The 20,149-nt window shown below is 68.4% G+C and carries 16 protein-coding genes; 7 read left to right on the forward strand and 9 right to left on the reverse strand.

Annotated features, from left to right (window positions below; all coding sequences use genetic code 11):
• Nucleotides 1-347: 347 nt before the first annotated feature.
• The 4 genes from EDF57_RS25650 to EDF57_RS22740 all read left to right on the forward strand — a co-directional run bounded on the left by EDF57_RS25650 (nt 348) and on the right by EDF57_RS22740 (nt 5,735).
• Nucleotides 348-500: a hypothetical protein gene (locus EDF57_RS25650; RefSeq protein WP_165921496.1), complete on the forward strand. Its 153-nt coding sequence runs from the start codon at nt 348-350 to the stop codon at nt 498-500.
• A 22-nt stretch (nt 501-522) separates the two neighbouring features.
• A complete protein-coding gene (locus tag EDF57_RS22730; protein WP_134095970.1) occupies nt 523-2,967 on the forward strand; it encodes a glucose/quinate/shikimate family membrane-bound PQQ-dependent dehydrogenase in 2,445 nt (814 codons plus the stop codon).
• Nucleotides 2,968-3,054: 87 nt separating this feature from the next.
• On the forward strand, nt 3,055-4,428 hold the full coding sequence (locus EDF57_RS22735) for a carbohydrate porin (protein WP_243841239.1): 1,374 nt from the start codon (nt 3,055-3,057) through the stop codon (nt 4,426-4,428).
• A gap of 173 nt (nt 4,429-4,601) precedes the next feature.
• Nucleotides 4,602-5,735, forward strand: a complete 1,134-nt coding sequence (locus tag EDF57_RS22740) for a BON domain-containing protein (protein WP_134095971.1) — start codon at nt 4,602-4,604, stop codon at nt 5,733-5,735.
• Between the two features lie 98 nt (nt 5,736-5,833).
• Here EDF57_RS22740 and EDF57_RS22745 read toward each other — a convergent pair whose 3' ends face one another.
• The 4 genes from EDF57_RS22745 to EDF57_RS22760 form a co-directional block, all read right to left on the reverse strand.
• Nucleotides 5,834-6,814, reverse strand: a complete 981-nt coding sequence (locus EDF57_RS22745) for a magnesium and cobalt transport protein CorA (RefSeq protein ID WP_132268825.1) — start codon at nt 6,812-6,814, stop codon at nt 5,834-5,836.
• A 156-nt stretch (nt 6,815-6,970) separates the two neighbouring features.
• Nucleotides 6,971-9,586 carry a bifunctional lysylphosphatidylglycerol flippase/synthetase MprF gene (gene mprF / locus EDF57_RS22750; protein WP_243841240.1) on the reverse strand — a complete coding sequence of 872 codons (2,616 nt, stop codon included), beginning with the start codon at nt 9,584-9,586 and terminating at the stop codon, nt 6,971-6,973.
• Nucleotides 9,568-10,044 (reverse strand): DUF2147 domain-containing protein, encoded by a 477-nt coding sequence (locus EDF57_RS22755; protein ID WP_132268824.1) that lies wholly within the window; start codon nt 10,042-10,044, stop codon nt 9,568-9,570. Before EDF57_RS22755 ends, mprF begins: the two co-directional genes overlap by 19 nt.
• Nucleotides 10,041-10,838, reverse strand: a complete 798-nt coding sequence (locus tag EDF57_RS22760; protein WP_134095972.1) for an AcvB/VirJ family lysyl-phosphatidylglycerol hydrolase — start codon at nt 10,836-10,838, stop codon at nt 10,041-10,043. The genes EDF57_RS22755 and EDF57_RS22760 overlap by 4 nt, the downstream gene beginning before the upstream one ends.
• Nucleotides 10,839-11,113: 275 nt before the next feature.
• On the opposite strand from EDF57_RS22760, the gene EDF57_RS22765 reads away from it, so the two are divergent.
• From EDF57_RS22765 to EDF57_RS22775, 3 genes are read left to right on the forward strand one after another with little or no spacing between them, the layout of a single operon-like run.
• Nucleotides 11,114-11,572, forward strand: coding sequence for a PDZ domain-containing protein (locus tag EDF57_RS22765; RefSeq protein ID WP_134095973.1), 459 nt, complete (start codon nt 11,114-11,116; stop codon nt 11,570-11,572).
• A 29-nt stretch (nt 11,573-11,601) separates the two neighbouring features.
• On the forward strand, nt 11,602-12,288 hold the full coding sequence (locus EDF57_RS22770) for a response regulator transcription factor (RefSeq protein WP_132268819.1): 687 nt from the start codon (nt 11,602-11,604) through the stop codon (nt 12,286-12,288).
• The gene (locus tag EDF57_RS22775) at nt 12,285-13,673 is read left to right on the forward strand and encodes an ATP-binding protein (RefSeq protein ID WP_243841241.1); all 1,389 of its coding nucleotides are present in this window, start codon (nt 12,285-12,287) and stop codon (nt 13,671-13,673) included. The genes EDF57_RS22770 and EDF57_RS22775 overlap by 4 nt, the downstream gene beginning before the upstream one ends.
• 30 nt (nt 13,674-13,703) lie before the next feature.
• On the opposite strand, the gene EDF57_RS22780 is transcribed toward EDF57_RS22775, so the two are convergent.
• The 5 genes from EDF57_RS22780 to cysT form a co-directional block, all read right to left on the reverse strand.
• Entirely contained in the window at nt 13,704-17,084 is a 3,381-nt protein-coding gene (locus EDF57_RS22780; protein ID WP_134095974.1) for a glycosyltransferase, read from the reverse strand.
• Nucleotides 17,085-17,331: 247 nt separating this feature from the next.
• A complete protein-coding gene (locus tag EDF57_RS22785) occupies nt 17,332-17,484 on the reverse strand; it encodes a YezD family protein (RefSeq protein ID WP_132268813.1) in 153 nt (50 codons plus the stop codon).
• Entirely contained in the window at nt 17,484-18,461 is a 978-nt protein-coding gene (locus tag EDF57_RS22790; RefSeq protein WP_243654394.1) for a sulfate ABC transporter ATP-binding protein, read from the reverse strand. The genes EDF57_RS22785 and EDF57_RS22790 overlap by 1 nt, the downstream gene beginning before the upstream one ends.
• On the reverse strand, nt 18,458-19,297 hold the full coding sequence (cysW, locus tag EDF57_RS22795; protein WP_132268810.1) for a sulfate ABC transporter permease subunit CysW: 840 nt from the start codon (nt 19,295-19,297) through the stop codon (nt 18,458-18,460). Before cysW ends, EDF57_RS22790 begins: the two co-directional genes overlap by 4 nt.
• Nucleotides 19,294-20,136: a sulfate ABC transporter permease subunit CysT gene (gene cysT / locus EDF57_RS22800; protein ID WP_243654393.1), complete on the reverse strand. Its 843-nt coding sequence runs from the start codon at nt 20,134-20,136 to the stop codon at nt 19,294-19,296. Before cysT ends, cysW begins: the two co-directional genes overlap by 4 nt.
• Between the last annotated feature and the right edge of the window lie 13 nt (nt 20,137-20,149).

Consider the following 20,149-nt stretch of genomic DNA (forward strand, 5'->3'; position numbering starts at 1 on the left):
CTTACTTTCGTTACCGGCTTGCCGCCACTGGCCTGCTTCGCCGGTGTGGGCCATCGGCGGTGCTGGCCGGAAGGCCCGGGCCGCAGCCCATTTCGTCGCTTGCGGTGCATCCTGCAAGGGCAGGCGGCCGCAAACTGTCGATCCGGGCGCTCGCACACTGCCTCTTCAATGTCAACTTAATCGGTAGACAATGCGTCCGATCCGACGTTCTCCGCCTCCATGTCGCGCGGCTATAACGTAAAGATAGACTTCCATAACTTTATGGTTTGGAATACTATAGCAATAACAAAGCAATAAGCGATTGCCCTTGCGCAATTCAAATTGGTCGAGAGCGTGATGGAGTGCCAATGCGCGACGCTTCCAATCCGTGCAGTCACCAGACCGGCAAAGCATTGATTGCGCGCTGTTCCTGCTTTCCTGAACCGGAAGGCCGGATCGCGCGTGTCCTGACCGTTTCTGTTCGCCTTTTTCCGCGCTGCGCGATTCTGAATCGCATGTGAAATCAAAGCAAGGAGGTGCCGAATGCGGGGCACGAAGTACGACGCCAGGAAGCACGACGCCAATATGCCGACAAGGGCATGGCTCTTCCTGCTGGGGGTGGTGGTCGTGGCCGCCGGGCTCTTCTTCACGATCGGCGGCGCGAAGCTCGTCAGTCTGGGGGGCAGCCTCTACTTCGTACTGGCCGGCCTCGCGCTGATGGTCTCGGGCGTGCTGATCGCGCGCCGCCGGCCGATCGGTGCACTGCTGTTCGGCGCAGTCTTCCTGCTGACGGTTCCCTGGGCGCTCTGGGAAGTAGGCTTCTCGTTCTGGCCGCTGATCTCGCGCCTTCTGGCCATGGGCGTCGGCGCGACGGTGGTTGCGGTCTCCTATCCGCTGCTGCGCCGCGCTGCCGGCCTGGCTCCGGCGTGGAAACCCGCGCTGGGCGTGGCGGCGGTCGTCGGGCTTGGCTCGGCCGCGGGTTTTGCGGGCATGTTCGTGCCCCATGCGACCGTTGCCTTCTCGGGTCCGGAAGGCGCTCTGGTCCCGGTCGATCCCGCGCATGAGCAGAAGAACTGGGAAGCCTATGGCAACACCAGCGGTGGCAGCCGCTTCGCCGCGCTGGACCAGATCACCCGCGACAACGTGAAAAACCTCAAGGTCGCCTGGACCTACCGCACCGGCGATGTGGCCGTGAGCGACGGCAATGGCGCCGAGGACCAGGATACCCCGCTCCAGGTGGGCGATACCGTCTATATCTGCACGCCGCACAACAACGTCATTGCGCTCGATGCCGATACCGGGCGCGAGAAGTGGAAGGCGCGGATCGATGCGCGCGCTTCCGTCTGGAACCGCTGCCGCGGCCTGGCCTATTTCGATGCCAGGGCACCCCTTCAGCAGCCGGCGATGCCCGGATCGAGCCCGGTGACCGCCGTTACCGTGCCTGAGGGCGCGCCGTGCCACCGCCGCATCCTGATGAACACCATCAATGCCGAACTGATCGCGCTCGATGCCGAGACCGGCAAGTTCTGCCCGGACTTCGGCAACGGCGGCCGCGTCGACCTCAAGGCCGGGCTCGGCAATGCGCCGGACCCGCAATATCAGCTGACCTCGGCGCCGACCCTGGCCGGCACTACCGTGGTCGTCGGCGGCCGCGTGGCGGACAACGTGCAGGTCGACATGCCGGGCGGCGTGATGCGCGGCTTCGACGTGGTCACCGGCCAGCTGCGCTGGGCTTTCGATCCCGGTAACCCGGCGATCACCGGCATGCCCGCGCCGGGCCAGACCTATACCCGCTCCACCCCCAATGTCTGGGCGGCGATGTCCTACGATCCGGCGTCGAACACCGTGTTCATGCCGGTGGGCAGTTCCTCGGTCGATCTCTACGGCGTTCCCCGGAGGTCGCTGGATCACCGCTACGGCGCTTCGATGCTGGCGCTCGATGCCACGACCGGCAAGGAGAAGTGGCACTTCCAGACCGTCCGCAACGACCTCTGGGACTTCGACCTGCCGATGCAGCCCAGCTTCATCGACTTCGCGGCCAAGGACGGGCGGACGGTCCCGGCGCTGGTCTTCGGCACCAAGGCCGGCCAGCTCTACGTGCTCGACCGCGCGACCGGCAAGCCGCTGACCGAAGTGGCCGACGTCGCGGTCAAGGCCGCGGATATCCCCAACGAGCCTTACGCGCTCACCCAGCCGCGTTCGGTGGGCATGCCGCAGATCGGCGTGGGCCCGCTGACCGAGGCGGACATGTGGGGCGCCACGCCTTTCGACCAGCTCCTGTGCCGCATCGCCTTCAAGGGCATGCGTTACGAAGGGCTCTACACCGCGCCGGGCACCGACAAGTCGCTCAGCTTCCCGGGATCGCTGGGCGGAATGAACTGGGGCGGGCTTTCGACCGACCCGACCACGGGCACGATCTTCGCCAACGACATGCGCCTGGGCCTCTGGGTGCGCATGGTCGCCCAGACCAGGGCGCAGGCGGGCAAGGCCGGCGCCGCGGGCGAGGCGATCAACACCGGCATGGGCAGCGTGCCGCTGAAGGGCACGCCCTATTCGGTGGTGAAGGACCGCTTCCTCTCCGCGCTGGGCGTTCCCTGCCAGGCCCCGCCCTTCGGCACGCTGACGGCGATCGACATGAAGACCCGCAAAGTGAAGTGGCAGGTCCCGGTCGGCACCGTGCGCGATACCGGCCCCATGGGCATCAAGATGGGCCTGCCGATCCCGATCGGCCTGCCGACCCTGGGCGGAACGCTGGCCACGCAGGGCGGCCTGGTCTTCATCGCCGGTACCCAGGACTACTACTTGCGCGCCTTCAACGCGGCGAACGGCAAGGAAGTCTGGAAGGCCCGTCTGCCGGTCGGCAGCCAGGGCGGGCCGATGAGCTACAAGTCGCCCCGGACGGGCAAGCAATATGTCGTCATCACTGCAGGCGGTGCGCGTCAGTCGCCCGACCGCGGGGACTACGTGATCGCTTATACGCTCAAGTAGCGGCTGGGGGCGGCGCCGGTCGCCGCCCCTTATTCCTTCAAACGAAAGCAAGCCCGCGTCACGCAGGACGGCGGGGAGGAGGGGGCCTTGGCCCGAAGCATCCAGACCTTGATTCGCCGTGCCGCCCGGACCACCGGTTTCGGGCTGCTTCTCGCCGCGCCGCTGGCCGCGCTTCCCGCTCATGCGGATGAACCGGAAGCGCCGCAAACCGCCGGGCCGGTCGAACCCCCGGCCGCCGCCGAAAAGCCGGTCCCGCCGCCCGCCGGGCGCGAGACCCTCACGGGGGACTGGGGCGGCTTGCGCACCCGGCTGAAGCAGTCGGGCGTGACCTTTCGCGGCGACTACGTCTCGGAGACATTCTCGGCCGTGGATGGCGGAGAGCGCCGCGGCACCACGTACGTCCAGCAAGTCCGCATGGGTACGGATCTCGACATGGAGCGCCTGGCCGGCTGGCAGGGCGCCACCGTGCACCTGACCGTGAACGACCGGCGGGGCGTGGGCCTCTCTTCGGACTACGTGGGCAATCGCCTGCCGATCCAGGAGGCGGCCGGCGGCTATTACGCGCGCCTGACAGAGGCCAGCATCGAGCAGAGCCTGATGGGCGGCAAGCTCGACCTGCGGCTCGGCTATTTCGCCATGGGCAACGATCTGGGCGGCATGCCGATCGGCTGCAATTTCGTGAACGCGGCCTTCTGCGCCCATCCGCTGTCGATGTCCGGCGACAGCGGCTGGTACAACTACCCCAATGCCCGCTGGGGCGCGGCCTTGCGCTATCGGTTGCGGCCGGACCTGATCGTGCGCACCGGGCTCTACCAGGTGAACCCGCGCCTCAACGATCAGGACAATGCCTGGAACCCCTTCGCCGGCGGCACCATCGGCGTGCTCCTGCCGCTGGAGTTCGAATACGATCCCGGCGCGGCGAAAGGCAGCCGCGTCCTTCCCGGGCACTACAAGGTGGGCGGCTATTACGATACGTCTCGCGTCACCCGGCAGGGCGGCGGCGGCACCGTGAAAGGGCGCTACGGCTTCTATATCCTGGCGGACCAGATGATCTGGCGCGAGAGTAGGGGGCGGAGCGGCAGCAGCCGCGGCCTCTCGGTCTTCGGGCAGTTCACGGCCAATCCGCAGATCTCGGCGCAGATCACCCGCTGGTACGCGGGCGGCCTGGTCAAGACCGGGACGTTCGCGGGCCGTGATGCCGACACCGTGGGGCTGGGCTTCACCCATGCCGTTGTCGATCCGCGCCTGCGCCGCCTTCATGTCGATACGGCGCCGGTGCCGGGCAGCTATGCCTCGCTGCCGGCAGGGGAAACGGCCATCGAACTGAGCTACGGCTTCCAGGCGAACCGCTGGCTGGTGGTGCGTCCGGACGTGCAGTACATTCTCGACCCGGGCGCGTTCAGCTTCCGCTCCACGGCAGATGCGCTCGCGCTCGGCTGTCAGGTGAGGATGCAGTTCTAGGCTTTCGGGCGGCCGCATTTTCTCCGCGTGCGATGAAATCGATTCCTTGAGCGTTGGGCAGTGGATCGTCTGTCCGTCCCGCCACGTTCCACTATCAGCCGATGCAGAGCGCGCCCCCGCACCCCGGCCGGGGCCGGTCTCGGCATAGCAGAACGACACCAAGGAGAGCATCGATGAATCGGCGTGATTCGAACTTCGGCGGCCAGCAGTCCGGTGGTTACCGCAACGAAGACTCCGACTGGGAAACTCCCCGCCAGGCCAACCAGTGGCAAAGCGAATCCCCTCGCCAGACCGGCGGCTGGGGTAACGACGAAGACCAGCAGACCCGCTATTCCGAAGAGACGCGCCGCCGCCGCGCCACGTCCGCGGAGGACCTGGAAGGCCGCTATCGCAGCGATCCCCGCGACGAGTCCGGCTATCGAGCCGCTGGCCGCGACGGGGCGGGCTATCGAGAGGGCGGACGAGCCGGCGGGCGCTATGGCCGCGAGCGTGGCTACGGCGAACGCGCCTATGGCGACGACTACAGTCGGCGCGGCGGTGACCAGTCCTATCGCTTTTCGGGCGACCGCGGCGCTTATCCCAGCCGCGAATACGATGCCAGCGGCGGCAACGACTTCGCCAGCTTCACCAGCGAGGACTACGGCGGACGGGACTTTTCTGCCCGGCGCGGCGGTGGGGGCGGACTGAGCCCGAGCTTCAGCTACCGCCCGACGTTCGACACGTTCGGCCGCGGATATTTCGGCAGCCGTGGCTATGGCGAACAGGAAAGCGAAAGCCGCAGCCCGCGCGATTACGGCGAGTGGCGCGAATATGGCGAGGAACGCGGCTTCTTCGCGAAGGCCGGTGACGAGATCGCCAGCTGGTTTGGCGACGAAGAGGCCGCCCGCCGCCGCGAGGACGACCATCGCGGTCGCGGTCCTTCGGACTATACCCGATCCGACGAGCGCATCCGCGAGGATGTGAACGACCGCCTGACGCAGGACTGGCGCGTGGATGCCACCAATATCCGCGTCGTCGCCAAGGACGGCGAGATCACGCTGGACGGCACCGTGGGCAGCCGCAACGCCAAGCGCCGTGCGGAAGACCTTGCCGATGACGTCACCGGCGTGAAGCACGTCCAGAACAACTTGCGCGTCACCGGCGGCACGAACTGGACGGACACCGGCCAGGGGGCTTCGGTTCCCGGCTCGGCACGGACAGGTTCCACGGCCACGGGTTCGACTGCCACTGGTTCGACGACGGCCGGTTCGAGCGCGAGCGGGCTGACCCCCACTTCGGGTTCGAGCACCACAGGTAGCTCTTCGTAAGCGATCACGACCGCTTGCGAAGATTGGCCGCGGAGTTCCCCAGGGAATTCCGCGGCCTTTCCTTTGGGCCTGTGGGATGTGCGGCGGGCGTGGGAGGATCAGAGCCAGCGGGTATGGCGGAACCACGCATAGAGCGTGGCGCAGAGCACGGCGATCACGGTCAGCACCCCGAAATAGCCGTAGCGCATGTGCAATTCGGGCATGTTCTCGAAGTTCATGCCGTAGATGCCCGCAATCGCGGTGGGGACAGCCAGGATGGCGGCCCAGGCGGCGAGTTGGCGGGTGATCGTGCCCTGGCGCTGCGATTCCAGCAGGTGGCTTACTTCGAACACTGTCGTCAGCACTTCGCGCAGGCTGGCGACCATGGAATCGACCCGGCGCACATGATCGAAGACGTCCGCGAAGTAGGGCCGCACCGCCGCATCCAGATAGGGCACGTCGAGGTGGACGAGCTTGCTGCTCACTTCCGCCATCGGCCCCAGCACGCGCTGGAACCGGATCAGTTCGCGGCGCAGGCCGAACAGGCGCATCACGTCCTCGCGGTCGAGGAAGGCGTCGAGCGCGCGCTTCTCGATCTCCAGCACGTTTTCCTCGATGGTCTCGACGATGGGCAGGTAGCCATCGACGATGAAGTCGAGAATGGCGTGAAGGACGTAGTCGACGCCATTGGAGAGCAGGGTGGGCGCGGCCTCCAGCTGGGCGCGCAGCTCGGTATGGGCCCGCGCGGAACCGTGGCGGACCGAGATCACATGGTGCTTGCCCACGAACACCGAGGTCTCTCCATAGACGATTTCGTCGCCTTCGAGGTGAGCGGTGCGGGCGATGACGAAGAGCTGGTCGCCATAGATATCGACTTTGGGCAACTGGTGCGCCTTCAGCGCATCCTCGACGGCCAGGGGATGGAGGCCGTAGGTCTTCTGGACCGCGCGCAATTCGGCTTCGGTCGGCTCATGCAGGCCGATCCAGACGAAGTCCTCGCCTTGCCCCTGGGGCCGGTCCTGGATCGGCGGGCAGTTTTCGAGCGAGACCGGCTCGGCGGGGTGGCCCTGGCGATAGAGGCGGGCGGCAATGACGGACATCGGGGCGTTTTTCCGGAATTCTGGTGACTTCGCCGATTACGATAGCGGCGGGGGGAAGGCATGTCCTGCCTTATCGAGTGCCGTCCGCGGCTGCGTCCCGGCGCAGGGAAGCCGTGGGCGGGACGGGCCTGCCCATGTTCGGAACCCGCTTGCGCCTCAACGCATTTCCCGCTGCCGTTCGGTATGCTGGCGCGCGGCGCTGCCCTTGCCGTCGGCGATGAGCGACTGGAGATCCAGCAGCGCGCGGCCGGTGGCCATGCCGCCGTTGCAGGCGATGTAGCGCGGCTCCCAGAGGGGGGAGAACTTCTCCTTGTAGTTCCGCAGGCCTTCGAAGCCATAGAAGGCCTCGCCGTGGCGGAACAGCATCCCGGCGGCCCGTGCCCAGGTCGGCGCGAGGCGGCGGGCCTCGATGCCGGAGAGCGGCGCAAGGCCGAGGTTGAACCAGGCGTAGCCTTCCTGCCGGCCCCAGAGCATGAGACGGGTGAACAGGAAGTCCATGCAGCCATAAGGTACCTCGGCGCGGTGGCGCATGAGGTCGACCGAGAGTTCCTGCCGCCCCGCCGTCTTCCAGAGATTGGCGAAAGCGACGATCCGGCCCGCGCAGCGGACCACGGCCACGTCGCAGCGGGCGATATAGGCCGCATCGAAGCGGCCGACGCTGAAGGCTTTCTCGCGCTGGCCTTTTGCGCGCAGCCACTCGTCCGAAACCGCGCCAAGCTCGGCCATGAGGCCCGGCACGCGGGCGGCGGGGACGATGGCGAATTCGGCGCCCTCGCGCTCGGCGCGGCGCATGGCATGGCGCAGCGGCCGGGCCGCAGGGCCTTCGAGACCGAAGCGGGTGAGCTCCACGCGGGCTTCCTCGCCGTATTTCATCAGCTGCAGGCCCATGTCGATGGCGATGGGCAGGACTTCGGGCGTGACCTGGTAGAGCAGGACGCGGCCCTGGTTGGCGTCCGCCCGCTCGCGCAGGCGCCAGAGCAGTTCGGGCCAGTCCGCGGGATCGCCCACGGGGTCTCCCATGACGATCCAGGAATGGCCCTGGACCTGGTACATCAGCATGCTGCGATTGTCGGGACCGGCCAGGAACAGCTTGTCCCCGGTGAGCGCCAGCATCGATTCCGAGCGGGTGGCATGGCGGAGTGCGGCGTCAACGTCGACCGCGATTTCATCCGGCAGGCGTGCCCGGCGCGAGGGGCGCAGGAAGGCGAGCAGGACCGAGGCGCACATCAGCACCGCGACGGCGAAGCTGGTGCGCAGATAGCGCGAAGCGTCGCCGGACCAGGCGAACTTCCACCAGAGGCTGCCGCGATAGGCGGGGAAAGTCTGGGCGAAGTAACCGATGACGATGGCCAGCGCGATCGTGGCGACCATCGCCAGGATCCAGTTGGCGCTCATCACGTCGGCCGTCAGCGCGGTTCGCCGCCAGAAGCCCTTGCGCGCCAGTTGCAGGATACCGGCCACCGCCAGCAGGGTGAGCGCTTCCTCCCAGTCCAGGCCCTTGATCAGCGAGAAGGCGGCCCCGGCCAGCAGCAGCGCGCGGGTGAGCAGAAAGGCCGCGTCCAGCCGGCGATAGAGCGCGGGGGCCAGCAGCAGCAGCAGCGTGCCCACCAGGCTGGCGGCGATCTGCGAGGCTTCCACGAAAGGCAGCGGCACGATGCCGCGGATGTCGGCCATGCGCTCGGGCAAGGCGGGGGTCGCGCCGGAGAGCAGCAGGATGGCGCCGCCCAGGAACACCAGCAGCGCCAGCGCGCGCGGCGCCAGGCTGACCATCATCGTCTCCCCCGCCTTCAGCGCCAGCACCGCGGGGCGGCGCCAGCGGGCATGTTCGTGGCGGACCAGCAGGACCATCGCGAAGGCCAGCGGCAGGAGATAGTAGACAATGCGGTAGACCAGCAGTGCGGCCACCAGTTCACCCGCCGGGATCTGCGGGCAGAGCGCGACCACCGTGGCTTCGAACACGCCGAGGCCGCCGGGAACGTGGCTCACCAGCGCGATGACGATGGCCAGGACGTAAGCGAGCAGCAGCGGCGGATAGAGCGCGATCGGCGCGTGAGGGAGCAGGACGTAGAGCGTGCCGCAGGCGGCGGCGATTTCCGCCAGGGCCACCAGGGTCATCCGTGCGATCGCTGCCGGGGGCGGCAGGTGCCAGCGCCGGGCCGTCAGCGCGCCGGCCGACAGCAGTACGAGCAGCCCGGCACCCACGCCATGCTGGACGCCCAGCGGAAGGACGTGCTCGGCCACGACCAATGGCCGGCGATGGACCAGCAGGGCCAGCGCGCCGGAGGCCAGCACGCCGGTCCAGAACGTGATCCCGGCAATGGCGGTGACGCGGGCGACTTCGCCGGTGCCCAGGCCTTTGGCGCCGTAGATGCGCAGGCGCGCGGCGGCGCCGGTCAAAAGGCCGAAGCCGAGGTTGTGGCTGAGGGTATAGCTGGTGAACGAAGCCAGCGCGGCCGTGCGATAGGGCAGCGGGCGGCCGATGGTGCGCAGGGCCATGACATCGTAGATGGTGAGCAGCAGGTAGCTCGCCCCGGTCAGCCCCAGTGCGGCGGCGAAGCGCCATGCGGGGATGGCGCGCGCGGTGCGGACCAGCGCGTGCAGGTTCAGCGACATCGCCAGCCGGTGCAGGCAGATCGCCGCCAGCGCCAGCACGAAAGCGGCCACGGCGAGCTGCGCGGGGATCGCCAGGCGGCGGGCCAGCGGCTGGAGGTGGGCGAAGCGGCGTCCGAGCGGCTGCAGGATCCCGGCCGCGCTCATGACCGGCGTGTCCATGTCTGCGACTTGCAGATCAACCCGTGCAGGATGCAGCCGCTGATCTTGAGGTGCGCCGGATCGGGCTGGCGAATGCGGGAGAAGAAGCTCTCGCCCATGTCCGGCACGAAGACCTGCCCCTGCCAGCCGCCGTCTTCCTCGCGGTGGTAGTCGCGCAGGAGCTGGGTGCCGACGAGATGGCCGACGCCGGCATCCGTGGCATCGGCCACCGCCGCGCCGCCGACCCAGGTGACCGTGCCGCACAGCATCGCCCCGCAAGGCGCGACCGAGACTTCCACGTCGCCGCGGGGATTGAGCCAGCGCCCGTAGGGGCTGATGGTATTGACCGGCCGGGCCGGGGCAGTGGCGGCCAGCGCGCCGATCAGCAGCGGCGCGAGCACCGGCAGGAAAGCGCGCAGGCGGGGACGCGGCAGGGTGCGCTGCAGAGCGCTCCGCAAGGCGCGGGTGAACGAAGTCATGAGGCGATCTCCGCGCCGCTCGTGAGGCGCTTGGCGAATATGCGACCGGGGCCGAAATGCGCGGTCAGGGCGCCGCGGATCGCAGCGAACAGGCGGTCGGCATCCTTGTCGAGGTAATGGTCGCCGGGCAGGACGATCTGCGTCAGGCGCGGCAGGTGAAGCAGCGGGCAGAGGCTGTCCGGCTCGTCGCGGCCATGGATACAGACGACGGGAACCCAATCCAGCTTCATGGCGCTGGGCAGGGCAGGCGCGTCGGGCGGCGTGCGATCCAGCCATTCGAGCGGCGAGACGCGCAGGAACACGGTGCGCGTGGGCACGGTGAGCACGACCATCGCGACATGGCGCCGCACGTCAGCGGGAAGATGCTCCAGCCCGACATGAACCATGTCGGAGCCGAACGACTGGCCGAGCACGATCACGCGGTCGGCATGGCCCAGCGCCATGGCGCGGTGGATGGCCTCGGCCAGCATGGCGGAAACCTCGGCGGGCGTGCGGCGGACCTTGAAGTAGGTGAGCGAATTGACCGAGACGGTGGCCAGGCCGTGATCCGCGAGGCGGGTGGCCAGTTGCCCGCCCAGCCCGGCGCGCGGCCCCATGTCGCCTGAGAGCAGGACGGCGGCATAGCGCTCGCCCTTGACCGTGCCGGCGCTTGCTGCCGGCAGGTCCGCGAAAGGGCTGGCGTTCCAGGCGCCGAGCCATCCGAGCCAAATGGCCAGCACGGCCGCGGCGACGATGACCACCGCGGCCAGCCAGGCGGCGCGGCGCCGCGACCGACGGGGTGCTGTTCCTCTCATGCTGCCAGCCTTCTTCATGCTGCAGGTCTGGGCGCGCGGACCTTGCCGCAGCGTGGAGCAAACATGGACTTTCCTTAATGTGACTCCGGCACGCCGTGCTGCGATAGTGCAGGGCAAGGGTGTAGCTTGCGGTCAGTCTCGTACTGGCGCCGAGGATCGTGCCGCTTCATGTTCGTTTCGCCCATCTCCCCTTTCCTTGCCGGCAGGCCCGGCTGCATGTCCTGCTGTGGCCGAGCGGCTTTGGGCCAGCCGGCTTTGGGCCAGGAGGCTTTCGCGTGAGCGAGGCGCAGGACCTGGGCAGTCGCCGCAGGACGCGGATACTCAGCCTGCTGCCGATGCTGGGCGCGCTGCTGGCCGTGACCGGCGCGCTGACCTGGGGCGACATCTGGGCGCAGCGGCACTTCGGCCTGATCGGCCAGACCCTGCCCCATCCCCATGGCACGCTTTCGGCCGAGGGCTGGCGGCAGGCTCTGGACTTCACCGCGGACCCGGTGCCGGGGCCGCAGCCGGGGCTGGTCGTCACCAGCGTGCGATCGCGCGGCTATGCCGAGAAGGCGGGGCTGGCGGTGGGAGACTGGATCGAAAGCGCCGACGGCCACGAACCGCCGAGCCTGCAGGCCCTCGCCGAGGAGTTGTCTGAGCGCGGACAACGGCCTATTCACCTGAAGGTAGTGCACCAGGGCGCGGTCCGCACGATCGATCTTGCCCGGGAGCCGGGGCCGCAAGGGCTCTGAACCGCGATGTGAAGGGGCCGGGCAAAGAAATGGGTCACAAGCTGCTGGTCGTCGAGGACGACGACGCCACGGCGACCTATATCGCCAAGGGCATGGCCGAGGAGGGCTTCGTGGTCGATCGGGCCGCGAACGGGCGCGATGCGCTGTTCCTGGCCAGCGACGGGACTTACGATGCCATCGTGCTGGACCGCATGATCCCGCAGATGGACGGCATGTCGGTACTGGGCGCCCTGCGCGCAGGCGGGATCGAGACGCCGGTGATCGTGCTGTCGGCCCTGGGATCGACCGATGACCGCGTGGCGGGGCTCACCTCCGGCGCGGACGACTATCTCACCAAGCCTTTCGCCTTTGCGGAACTGCTCGCCCGGGTGCGCCTGCTGGTGAAGCGCAGCGGCGGGCAGGCGGCGGTTGAAACCCGGCTGGCCTGCGGCGATCTGGAAATGGACCTGCTGGCCCGCAAGGTGCGGCGCGGCAGCCGCGCCATCGATCTCCAGCCGCGCGAATTCCGCCTGCTCGAATACTTCCTGCGCCATGTCGACGAAGTGGTGACGCGCACCATGCTGCTGGAGGCGGTGTGGGACTATCACTTCGATCCCGGCACCAATGTCATCGACGTGCATGTCAGCCGCTTGCGCCGCAAGCTGGACGAGGACGGCGCGGCGCCGCTGCTGCACACCGTGCGCGGGGCGGGATACCGCCTGGGACTGGCGGCTTGACGGGCGGCGGGGTCGCGCCCGCGCGCCTGCCGCGCTTCCTGCGCTCGACGACGTTCCGCCTTTTCGTTCCGGTCGTGCTGTTCCAGCTCGTCGCCACCGGCGGGGTGCTGACTTTCGTATGGATCGCCGGTCAGCAGAGCGTGCGGGACGAGCAGCGGGCGCTGGTCGAGGAACTGCGCGACGACTTGCTGGACACTTATCAGGACGGCGGATCGGCGGCGCTCCAGGCGAATATCGAGCGGCGGCTGCGCAGCGAGGGCCGCCGTGCGCCGGTCCTGCTCCTGGCCGATCGTGAGGGGCGCAGCCTGGTGGGCAATCTTTCGGCCCTGCCGCCGCCCGATCCCGAGGCGGGCGGCCAGTTCGAGACCGTGCTCTACCGGAGCGACAGCGCCCAGCCGCTGAACATGGCGCTATCCGAGACGCGGCTTGCGGACGGTACGATCCTGCTGGCCGGAATCGAGATCGGGCGCGACCTCAAGCTGCAGCACAGTTTCGAGCAGGCGCTGTTCGCGGCGCTGTTCCTGGCCCTGCCGCTGGCGATGCTGGTGGCGGTCCTGACCTCGCGGCTGGTGGGCCAGCGCGTCCACGACATGGCGCAGACCGCGCACCGGGTGGGCAGCGGCGCTTTCGACGCCCGCGTGACGCTGGACGGTTCGGGCGACGCTTTCGACGAGCTTGCCGGCGAGATCAACGCCATGCTCGCGCGGATCGAGACGCTGGTGGGCGAGCTGCGCGTGGTGGCGGAAGGGTTGGCGCACGACTTGCGCTCGCCCGTCACGCGGCTGCGCGCGGTGCTGGAACAGGCGGCGCTGGAGGCGCGTGATCCGGCTGCCGAGGCTGCCATGCAGCGCGCCCTGACCGAGGCGGATACGCTCACCCGCATTCTCACCACCGCGCTCCAGATCGGCCGTGCGGAAGCCGGTATCGGCCGCGAGCGCTTCGAGCAGACGGAAGCGGGCGATTTCCTCGGCGATCTCGCGGCGCTCTACGAGCCCTATGCCGAGGACGCGGGCTTCGTGCTGCGAGCCGAGGCGCCGGTGGGGCTCACCGTGCTGCTCCACCGCGAATTGATGAGCCAGGCGCTCGGCAACCTGGTCGACAATGCCGTCAAATATGCCGAAGGCGGCAGCACCATCGCGCTTTTTGCCCGGCGGCGCGAGGGACAGGTCGTGCTGGGCGTGCGCGACGATGGGCCCGGGATCCCGGAAGCGCGGCGCGAGGCGGCCTTGCAGCGTTTCGGCAGGCTCGATCCCAGCCGCGCGGTCGCCGGTTCGGGGCTTGGGCTGGCGCTGGTCGAGGCCGTGGCGAAGCTGCATGGCGGGCGCGTCGAACTGGCGGAAACGCCGGGCGGCGGGCTGGAGGTCCGGCTCGGCATTCCGGCCTGACGCCGATCTCCGCGCCGATTTCCGCGCCCTTCAGACCGTTTCCAGTTCGCGCTCCCGTGCCGGCGTTGCCGGGCCGGCGCCCGGCGTCGCGGTGACGCGGCCGGTGCGCTCCAGCTTGCCCCAGCCGATGCCCTTGCCGGCGAAAGCGGCGCTCACCGCGCGGATCACCACGCTATACATGAGCTGGCGGTAGACGAAGCGCTGCGCCAGCAGCAGCAGCGGCCGGAAGCGCTCGCGGCGGGTGTCGAGGCGGTAGGCGATCCAGCCGCAGGCGAGGTCCACCAGGGTGAAGGCCAGCCAGTAGGCGCCCATGCGCAGCACGTCGGTCTGGGTCTGGGCCCAGCCGTGCTGCGAGACGCGCAAGGCGGTGCCGGCGATCGAGATCAGCAGGGCAAGGTCGATGGCGGGCGAGATCACCGCGAAGACGATCTGGAACAGCCAGGCCTGCGGCATGCCGATGAAGGCGAGGCCGGAAGGACGGCCTTTGGCCAGGGTGCCGCGGTGCTTCCAGAGGCACTGGAGCGTTCCGAACGACCAGCGGAAGCGCTGTTTGGACAGCGCGCGGAAGCTCTCCGGCGCTTCGGTCCAGGCCACCGCGTCTTCGTCGTAGGCGATCTTCCAGCCCTTGCGCTGGATGGCGATGGTGAGGTCCTGATCCTCCGCCAAAGTGTCCTCGGGATAGCCGCCGACATCGTCGAGTGCTTCGCGGCGCCAGGCGCCGACCGCGCCGGGCACGACCATGATCGCGTCCAGCCGGGTCAGCGCGCGGCGCTCCAGGTTCTGCGCGGTGACATATTCCACGCCCTGCCAGCGGGTGACGAGATTCACGCGGTTGCCCACTTTGGCATTGCCCGCGACCGCGCCGATGGCGGGATCGGCGAACCAGCGCACCAGGCGCGAGATCGTCTCGCGTTCGAACTGGGTATCGGCATCGAGCGCCACGATCACGCCGCCGCGCGCATCCTTCAGGGCCCGGTTGAGCGCCGCGGCCTTGCCGCCGTTGACCAGGGTGAGCAGTTCGACGCGGGGATTGCTGGCGAAAGCCTCGCGGACGATGGCGCTCGTCCGGTCCTTCGATCCATCGTCGGCGACGATGATCTGGAGCTGGCGATAGTCGCTTTCGAGCACGCGCCGCACCGAGGCCTCGATCACGCGTTCCTCGTTGAAGGCGGGAATGATGACGGTGACGAGCGGATCGCAAGTGTCCTCCGGGGCGGCCATCGGCTGCGGACGGCGCAGCAGGCTTGCCAGCGAGGCGAGGCCGATCGAGCGCAGCACGCCCAGCGAGATCGCGAAGAAGAACGTCCAGTTGAGCGCCACCAGGATCGCCGCCAGCGCGCCGAACAGCGCCACGTCGGCGCGAACGGCGGCCAGGTCCACGCCGTCGACCTTGGGCATCACCGCATCGTGCGAAAGGCCGGCAAGGGTGGAGACGGGCACGAACGTGTAGCCGTCCTGCTTCAGGCGCTCGATGATGACGGGCAGCGCCGCCACGGTCTGCGAACGGTCGCCGCCGCCGTCATGCAGCAGGATCACGTTTTCCGAACGGTCGGGCGAGGCGGATTCCACCTGCGCGATCGTGCTGTCGATCACATGCTGCACGCCGGGGCGCTTCCAGTCGTCCGGATCGACGTGGAGGCCGACCACCGTATAGCCGCGGGCGTGGGCGATGGCCGCCGGCACCAGTTCGTCGGCCGTGGTGGGCTCCGCGTCTCCGAAATAGGGTGCGCGGAACAGGCGCGTGGAGCGGCCGGTGGTGGCCTCTACCAGGCGCTGCGTGGCGTTGAGTTCCAGGCCGATGCCGGTCGCCGCTTCCTCGGCCATGTTCGGGTGCGTGTAGCTGTGGTTGCCGATCTCGTCGCCGTCGTCGGCGATGCGCTTGATGAGGTCGCGGTTGGTCAGCGCGTTTTCGCCCACGACGAAGAACGTGCCGGGGACGTGGTACTGTTCGAGGATCGAGAGGATGCGCGGGGTCCAGGTGGCGTCCGGGCCGTCGTCGAAGGTAAGGGCGACTTTCTTCGGCAGGGCGCCGATCCGGTGGACGACGTAAGGCGTGGGCAGGCGGGTGTAGCTTTCCGCCGAGATCATGCCGGTGGCCGCATCGAAACCGACGGTGCGGCTGCCTTCCTGCGGGGTGGCGGTCACGTCGAGGATCTCGCCCTGGCCTTCCACGTCGACATTGGCGGCCTGGACAAGGCGGGTGAGGTTCGGCCGCGTGCCGGTGCGCCAGGCCTTGACCGTGTTCCAGAAGCCGGGATCTTCGGAGCCGAGGCGCCAGAGCGCGATGTCGCCCACGCCCAGGCGCGAGAGAACCTGCATCTCGTTCCAGGTCGCGGCCGCATCCAGCATCCACACGTCGTGGCGGTGATCCTGGCCGTCCTGCGGATCGTCATAGGAATAGCCGGCATTGCCGCTCATGGCGTCGTACTGCGGCGGCGCGCCGCTGTCGTGCGCGTCGAGCCAGGCCTCCTCCACCGTCATGCTGTCGGCTTTGCCATCGTGCCAGTTGTAGGCGTATTCGCCCAGAGCGACGATCGCCTTGCCGCGCGGCAATCCGGCCAGGGCATGGGCGACCTTCTGCGCGAACCACGGGTTCGAGGCGATCGGGCCGGGTGTGCCGCCCTGCCAGTGCTCGTCATAGGCCATCAGCACCAGCCGGTCGGCGACTTGCCCGAAGGCGCGCATCGACCATTCGGGATTGTCGATCGGCATGGTGACCGAGACGATCCGGTGCTTCGGCGCCAGAACCGCGCGCAGTTCGCTCAGGAAGAGGCGCAAGTTGGGCAGGCTGGCGCTGGGCATGGTTTCGAAATCGACCATGACGCCAGCGGCCGAGGTCCGGTCGAGATAGGCGGCGACTTGCGTTTCCAGGGCGCGGCGGCGGACCGGGCGGGCGAGCAGGGCGGCGGTGGCATCGCCCTGCCAGTCACCGTCGACGGTGTTCTGGAGCACCGGCACCACCAGCGGGCGGTGGAGCGCGGAGGAAAGGATGTGCTTCAGGCGCGCATCGTCGTCGACCTTGAGAGCGCCGGTCGCGTCTACGGAGAGGGTGGCCGGGGCCACCCAGTCCAGCCGATCGATATGGCGTTCCAGCGATGTGGCGCTGTCGTCGCTCCAGGGCGTGTAGAAGCCCACCGTGATCGGCTTTGCACCGGGCGTCGGGGTCTGGACGGCCGCCTTGCCGAACAGGAACTTGCGTGCGCTGCGGGTGAGGTGGCCGATCTGCGCGCGGAACGGCAGGGGGGAGGCATGTTCGTAAGCGATGGGCAGCGGCGGCGGGGCCGGTACGCTGGCCACGGTCGTCGCGAAGACGACGCAGGCGGCGATCGCCAGCAGCAGCGCCAGGAACGACAGGCGGCGGACCCGGACGCGCCGGTTTCCGGTGGGGTCGAAGAAAACAGGTGCTGCCACGGCGTGCCTCACGAAGTTCCGGGCGGCGTGGGGGAACGCCGCCCGGAGGCTCATTGGTCTTCTGGAAGGTGCGGCCCGGGAACCAGAGGCAATGACGAGGGTGCGAATGTCAAATTCGGTTCCCGGACCGCATGGCCGTTCTAACCCCGGCGGCATGGAGCCGGCGTGGAGGCAAGGTTACAAAAGATTCATGTTGCGGCGAGAAGGGGGCCAGCGCTCCCGGACCGCGTCCGGGAGCGCTGGCGGATCAGAAGCGCTTCTTCTCGGTGACGTCGAGCTGGACGACGCGGCCGTCGTGGATGGTCAGGGCGATCTGGCCGTAGCGCAAGTCCTGCAGGGCCTCGCGGACTTTTGCGAGGCTTTCCTCGAGATTGCGCTCGGACTGGCTGTCGCGGGTCATCAGGCTTCCTCCGCCAGTGCAAAGGTCCGGGCCCGGCGTGCGGCGATGGCGACCGTCTGGCCGATCCCGGGCGGCGGCTCATGGGCATCCACGTCGATCTCGACGATCGTCTCGCTACCGTGGAGCCGCCCTTCAACGCGCCAGGCGCCGCCCTTGCGGAACACGTTGTCCACCAGCAGCTGCCCTTCGCCCCGGCCGCTGGCCGCGGTGACGATCTCGATGTCGTGCGGGCGGATGTGGCGGCCGTCGGGCAGGCGGTTGGTCTCGCCCACGAAGTGCGAGACGAAAGCGGTGGCGGGCTCCATGTAGACTTGCTCGGGCGTGCCGATCTGGTCGATCCGGCCGTGATCCATCACCACCACGCGGTCGGCGAGTTCGAGCGCTTCTTCCTGGTCGTGCGTGACGAAGATCGAGGTGAGCCCCATCTGCTTGTGCAAGTCGCGCAGCCAGCGGCGAAGGTCCTTGCGGACTTTGGCATCGAGTGCGCCGAACGGCTCATCCAGGAGCAGCAGGCTCGGTTCGATGGCCAGCGCGCGAGCGAGCGCCACGCGCTGGCGCTGGCCGCCGGAAAGCTGGCCGGGATAACGGTCGCCCAGCCCTTCCAGCTGGACCACGCGCAGCAGTTCCTGCGCGCGTTCCTTGATCTCCGCCTTGGCCGGGCGCAGCCGGGCCTTGCGCACGCTGAGGCCGAAGGCGATGTTGTCGGCCACGGTCATGTGGCGGAACAGCGCATATTGCTGGAACACGAAGCCGACATTGCGCTTGCCCACGGGAATGTCGGAAACGTCCTGCCCGTCGAAGTAGACGTGGCCCTCGTCCTGGAACTCCAGGCCGGCGATGATGCGCAGCAGGGTCGTCTTGCCGGAGCCGGAGGGGCCAAGCAGGGCGATGAACTCGCCCGGCTGGATCTCCAGGTCGATGCCGTGAAGCGCCGGGTAGTTGCCGAAACGCTTGGTGATGTTCTGGACGCGGATCAATGGCTTGCTCCCGAGTGAAGGTCGAAGCGCCATTCGAGCACGCTCTTGAGGACGAGCGTGACGAGGGCGAGGGCGGCCAGCAGCGAGGCGACCGCGAAGGCTCCGACGAAATCGTATTCGTTGTAGAGGATCTCGACATGCAGCGGCATGGTGTTGGTCTCGCCGCGAATATGGCCGGAGACGACCGAGACCGCGCCGAACTCGCCCATGGCGCGGGCATTGCAGAGCAGCACGCCGTAGAGCAGGCCCCAGCGGATGTTCGGCAGGGTCACATGCCAGAAGGTCTGCCAGCCGTTGGCGCCCAGCGAGAGCGCGGCTTCCTCGTCGTCCTTGCCCTGCTCCATCATCAGCGGGATCAACTCGCGCGCGACGAAGGGGAAGGTGATGAACACGGTGGCGAGGATGATGCCGGGTACGGCGAAGATGATCTTGACGCCGTGCGCTGACAGCCATGGCCCCAGCAGGCCTTGCGCCCCGAACAGCAGCACGAAGATCAGGCCCGAGACCACCGGGGAGACCGAGAAGGGCAGGTCGATCAGCGTCAGCAGCAGGTTCTTGCCGGGGAAGCTGAACTTGGTGATCGCCCAGCTGGCGGCAAGGCCGAAGACCATGTTGAGCGGCACGCTGATCGCCGCGATGATGAGCGTCAGCCGGATCGCCGAGAAGGCGTCGGGGTTGGTCACCGCGTCCAGGAAGGGACGGATGCCCTGCTTCAGCGCTTCGCTGAACACCGCGACCAGCGGCAGCATCAGGAAGAAGGCCAGGAAAGTGAGGGCAAGGCCGATCAGCAGGACCTGTGCGGTCCGGCTCTCGGTGCCGGGAGCGTGCCGCCTCATGCGCCGAGCCTCCTGCGACGGATCGACTGGAGCGCGTTGAGCGTGAAGAGCACCGCGAAGGACACCAGCATCATGACCATGGCGATGGCCGTGGCGCCGTCGTAATTATACTGTTCGAGCTGGGTGACGATCAGCAGCGGGGCGATCTCCGTGCGGCCGGGCATGTTGCCCGAGATGAAGATCACCGAGCCATATTCGCCCACGCCGCGCGCGAAGGCCAGCGCGAAGCCGGTGAAGAGCGCGGGCAGGATCGCCGGGAAGATCACGCGGGCGAAGGTCTGCGCCCGGTTCGCGCCCAGGGTCGCGGCGGCTTCCTCCACGTCCTTGCCCAGGTCGGCCAGCACCGGCTCCACCGAGCGGACCACGAAGGGCAGGCCGATGAAGATCAGCGCCACGGTGATGCCGATCGGCGTGAAGGCCACCTTGATGCCCAGCGGATCGAGGTACTGGCCGACCCAGCCGCTGGGCGCGTAAAGCGCGGTCAGGGCAATGCCGGCAACGGCGGTGGGCAGCGCGAAGGGCAGGTCCACCAGCGCGCTCACCACCCGCTTGCCGGGAAATTCATAGCGCACCAGCACCCAGGCCACGAGCAGGCCGAAGACGGCGTTGACGAAGGCCGCGGCGATGGCGGTGCCGAAGCTCAGGCGATAGGCGGTGAGGGCGCGGGAGGAAAAGCCCACGTCCACGAAAGCGTGCCAGCCCATGCCGGCGGACTTCAGGAACAGCGTGGAAAGCGGGATCAGCACGATCAGGGAAAGCCAGGCCAGGCTGAACCCGAAGGTCAGCCCGAAGCCGGGCAACACGGAGGGCGCACGCCAGCTGGCCTTGCGCGTCGTCATGGATGGCATCTGC

This window comes from Novosphingobium sp. PhB55, from assembly GCF_004368805.1.
Taxonomy (GTDB): Bacteria; Pseudomonadota; Alphaproteobacteria; order Sphingomonadales; family Sphingomonadaceae; genus Novosphingobium.

What these genes read in the sequence shown, in the direction of transcription:
- EDF57_RS25650 (WP_165921496.1), top strand. Translation starts at nt 348, where the DNA reads ATGCGCGACGCTTCCAATCCGTGCAGTCACCAGACCGGCAAAGCATTG.
- EDF57_RS22730 (WP_134095970.1), top strand. Translation starts at nt 523, where the DNA reads ATGCGGGGCACGAAGTACGACGCCAGGAAGCACGACGCCAATATGCCG.
- EDF57_RS22740 (WP_134095971.1), top strand. Translation starts at nt 4,602, where the DNA reads ATGAATCGGCGTGATTCGAACTTCGGCGGCCAGCAGTCCGGTGGTTAC.
- EDF57_RS22745 (WP_132268825.1), bottom strand. Translation starts at nt 6,814, where the DNA reads ATGTCCGTCATTGCCGCCCGCCTCTATCGCCAGGGCCACCCCGCCGAG.
- mprF (WP_243841240.1), bottom strand. Translation starts at nt 9,586, where the DNA reads ATGGACACGCCGGTCATGAGCGCGGCCGGGATCCTGCAGCCGCTCGGA.
- EDF57_RS22755 (WP_132268824.1), bottom strand. Translation starts at nt 10,044, where the DNA reads ATGACTTCGTTCACCCGCGCCTTGCGGAGCGCTCTGCAGCGCACCCTG.
- EDF57_RS22760 (WP_134095972.1), bottom strand. Translation starts at nt 10,838, where the DNA reads ATGAGAGGAACAGCACCCCGTCGGTCGCGGCGCCGCGCCGCCTGGCTG.
- EDF57_RS22770 (WP_132268819.1), top strand. Translation starts at nt 11,602, where the DNA reads ATGGGTCACAAGCTGCTGGTCGTCGAGGACGACGACGCCACGGCGACC.
- EDF57_RS22785 (WP_132268813.1), bottom strand. Translation starts at nt 17,484, where the DNA reads ATGACCCGCGACAGCCAGTCCGAGCGCAATCTCGAGGAAAGCCTCGCA.
- cysW (WP_132268810.1), bottom strand. Translation starts at nt 19,297, where the DNA reads ATGAGGCGGCACGCTCCCGGCACCGAGAGCCGGACCGCACAGGTCCTG.
- cysT (WP_243654393.1), bottom strand. Translation starts at nt 20,136, where the DNA reads ATGACGACGCGCAAGGCCAGCTGGCGTGCGCCCTCCGTGTTGCCCGGC.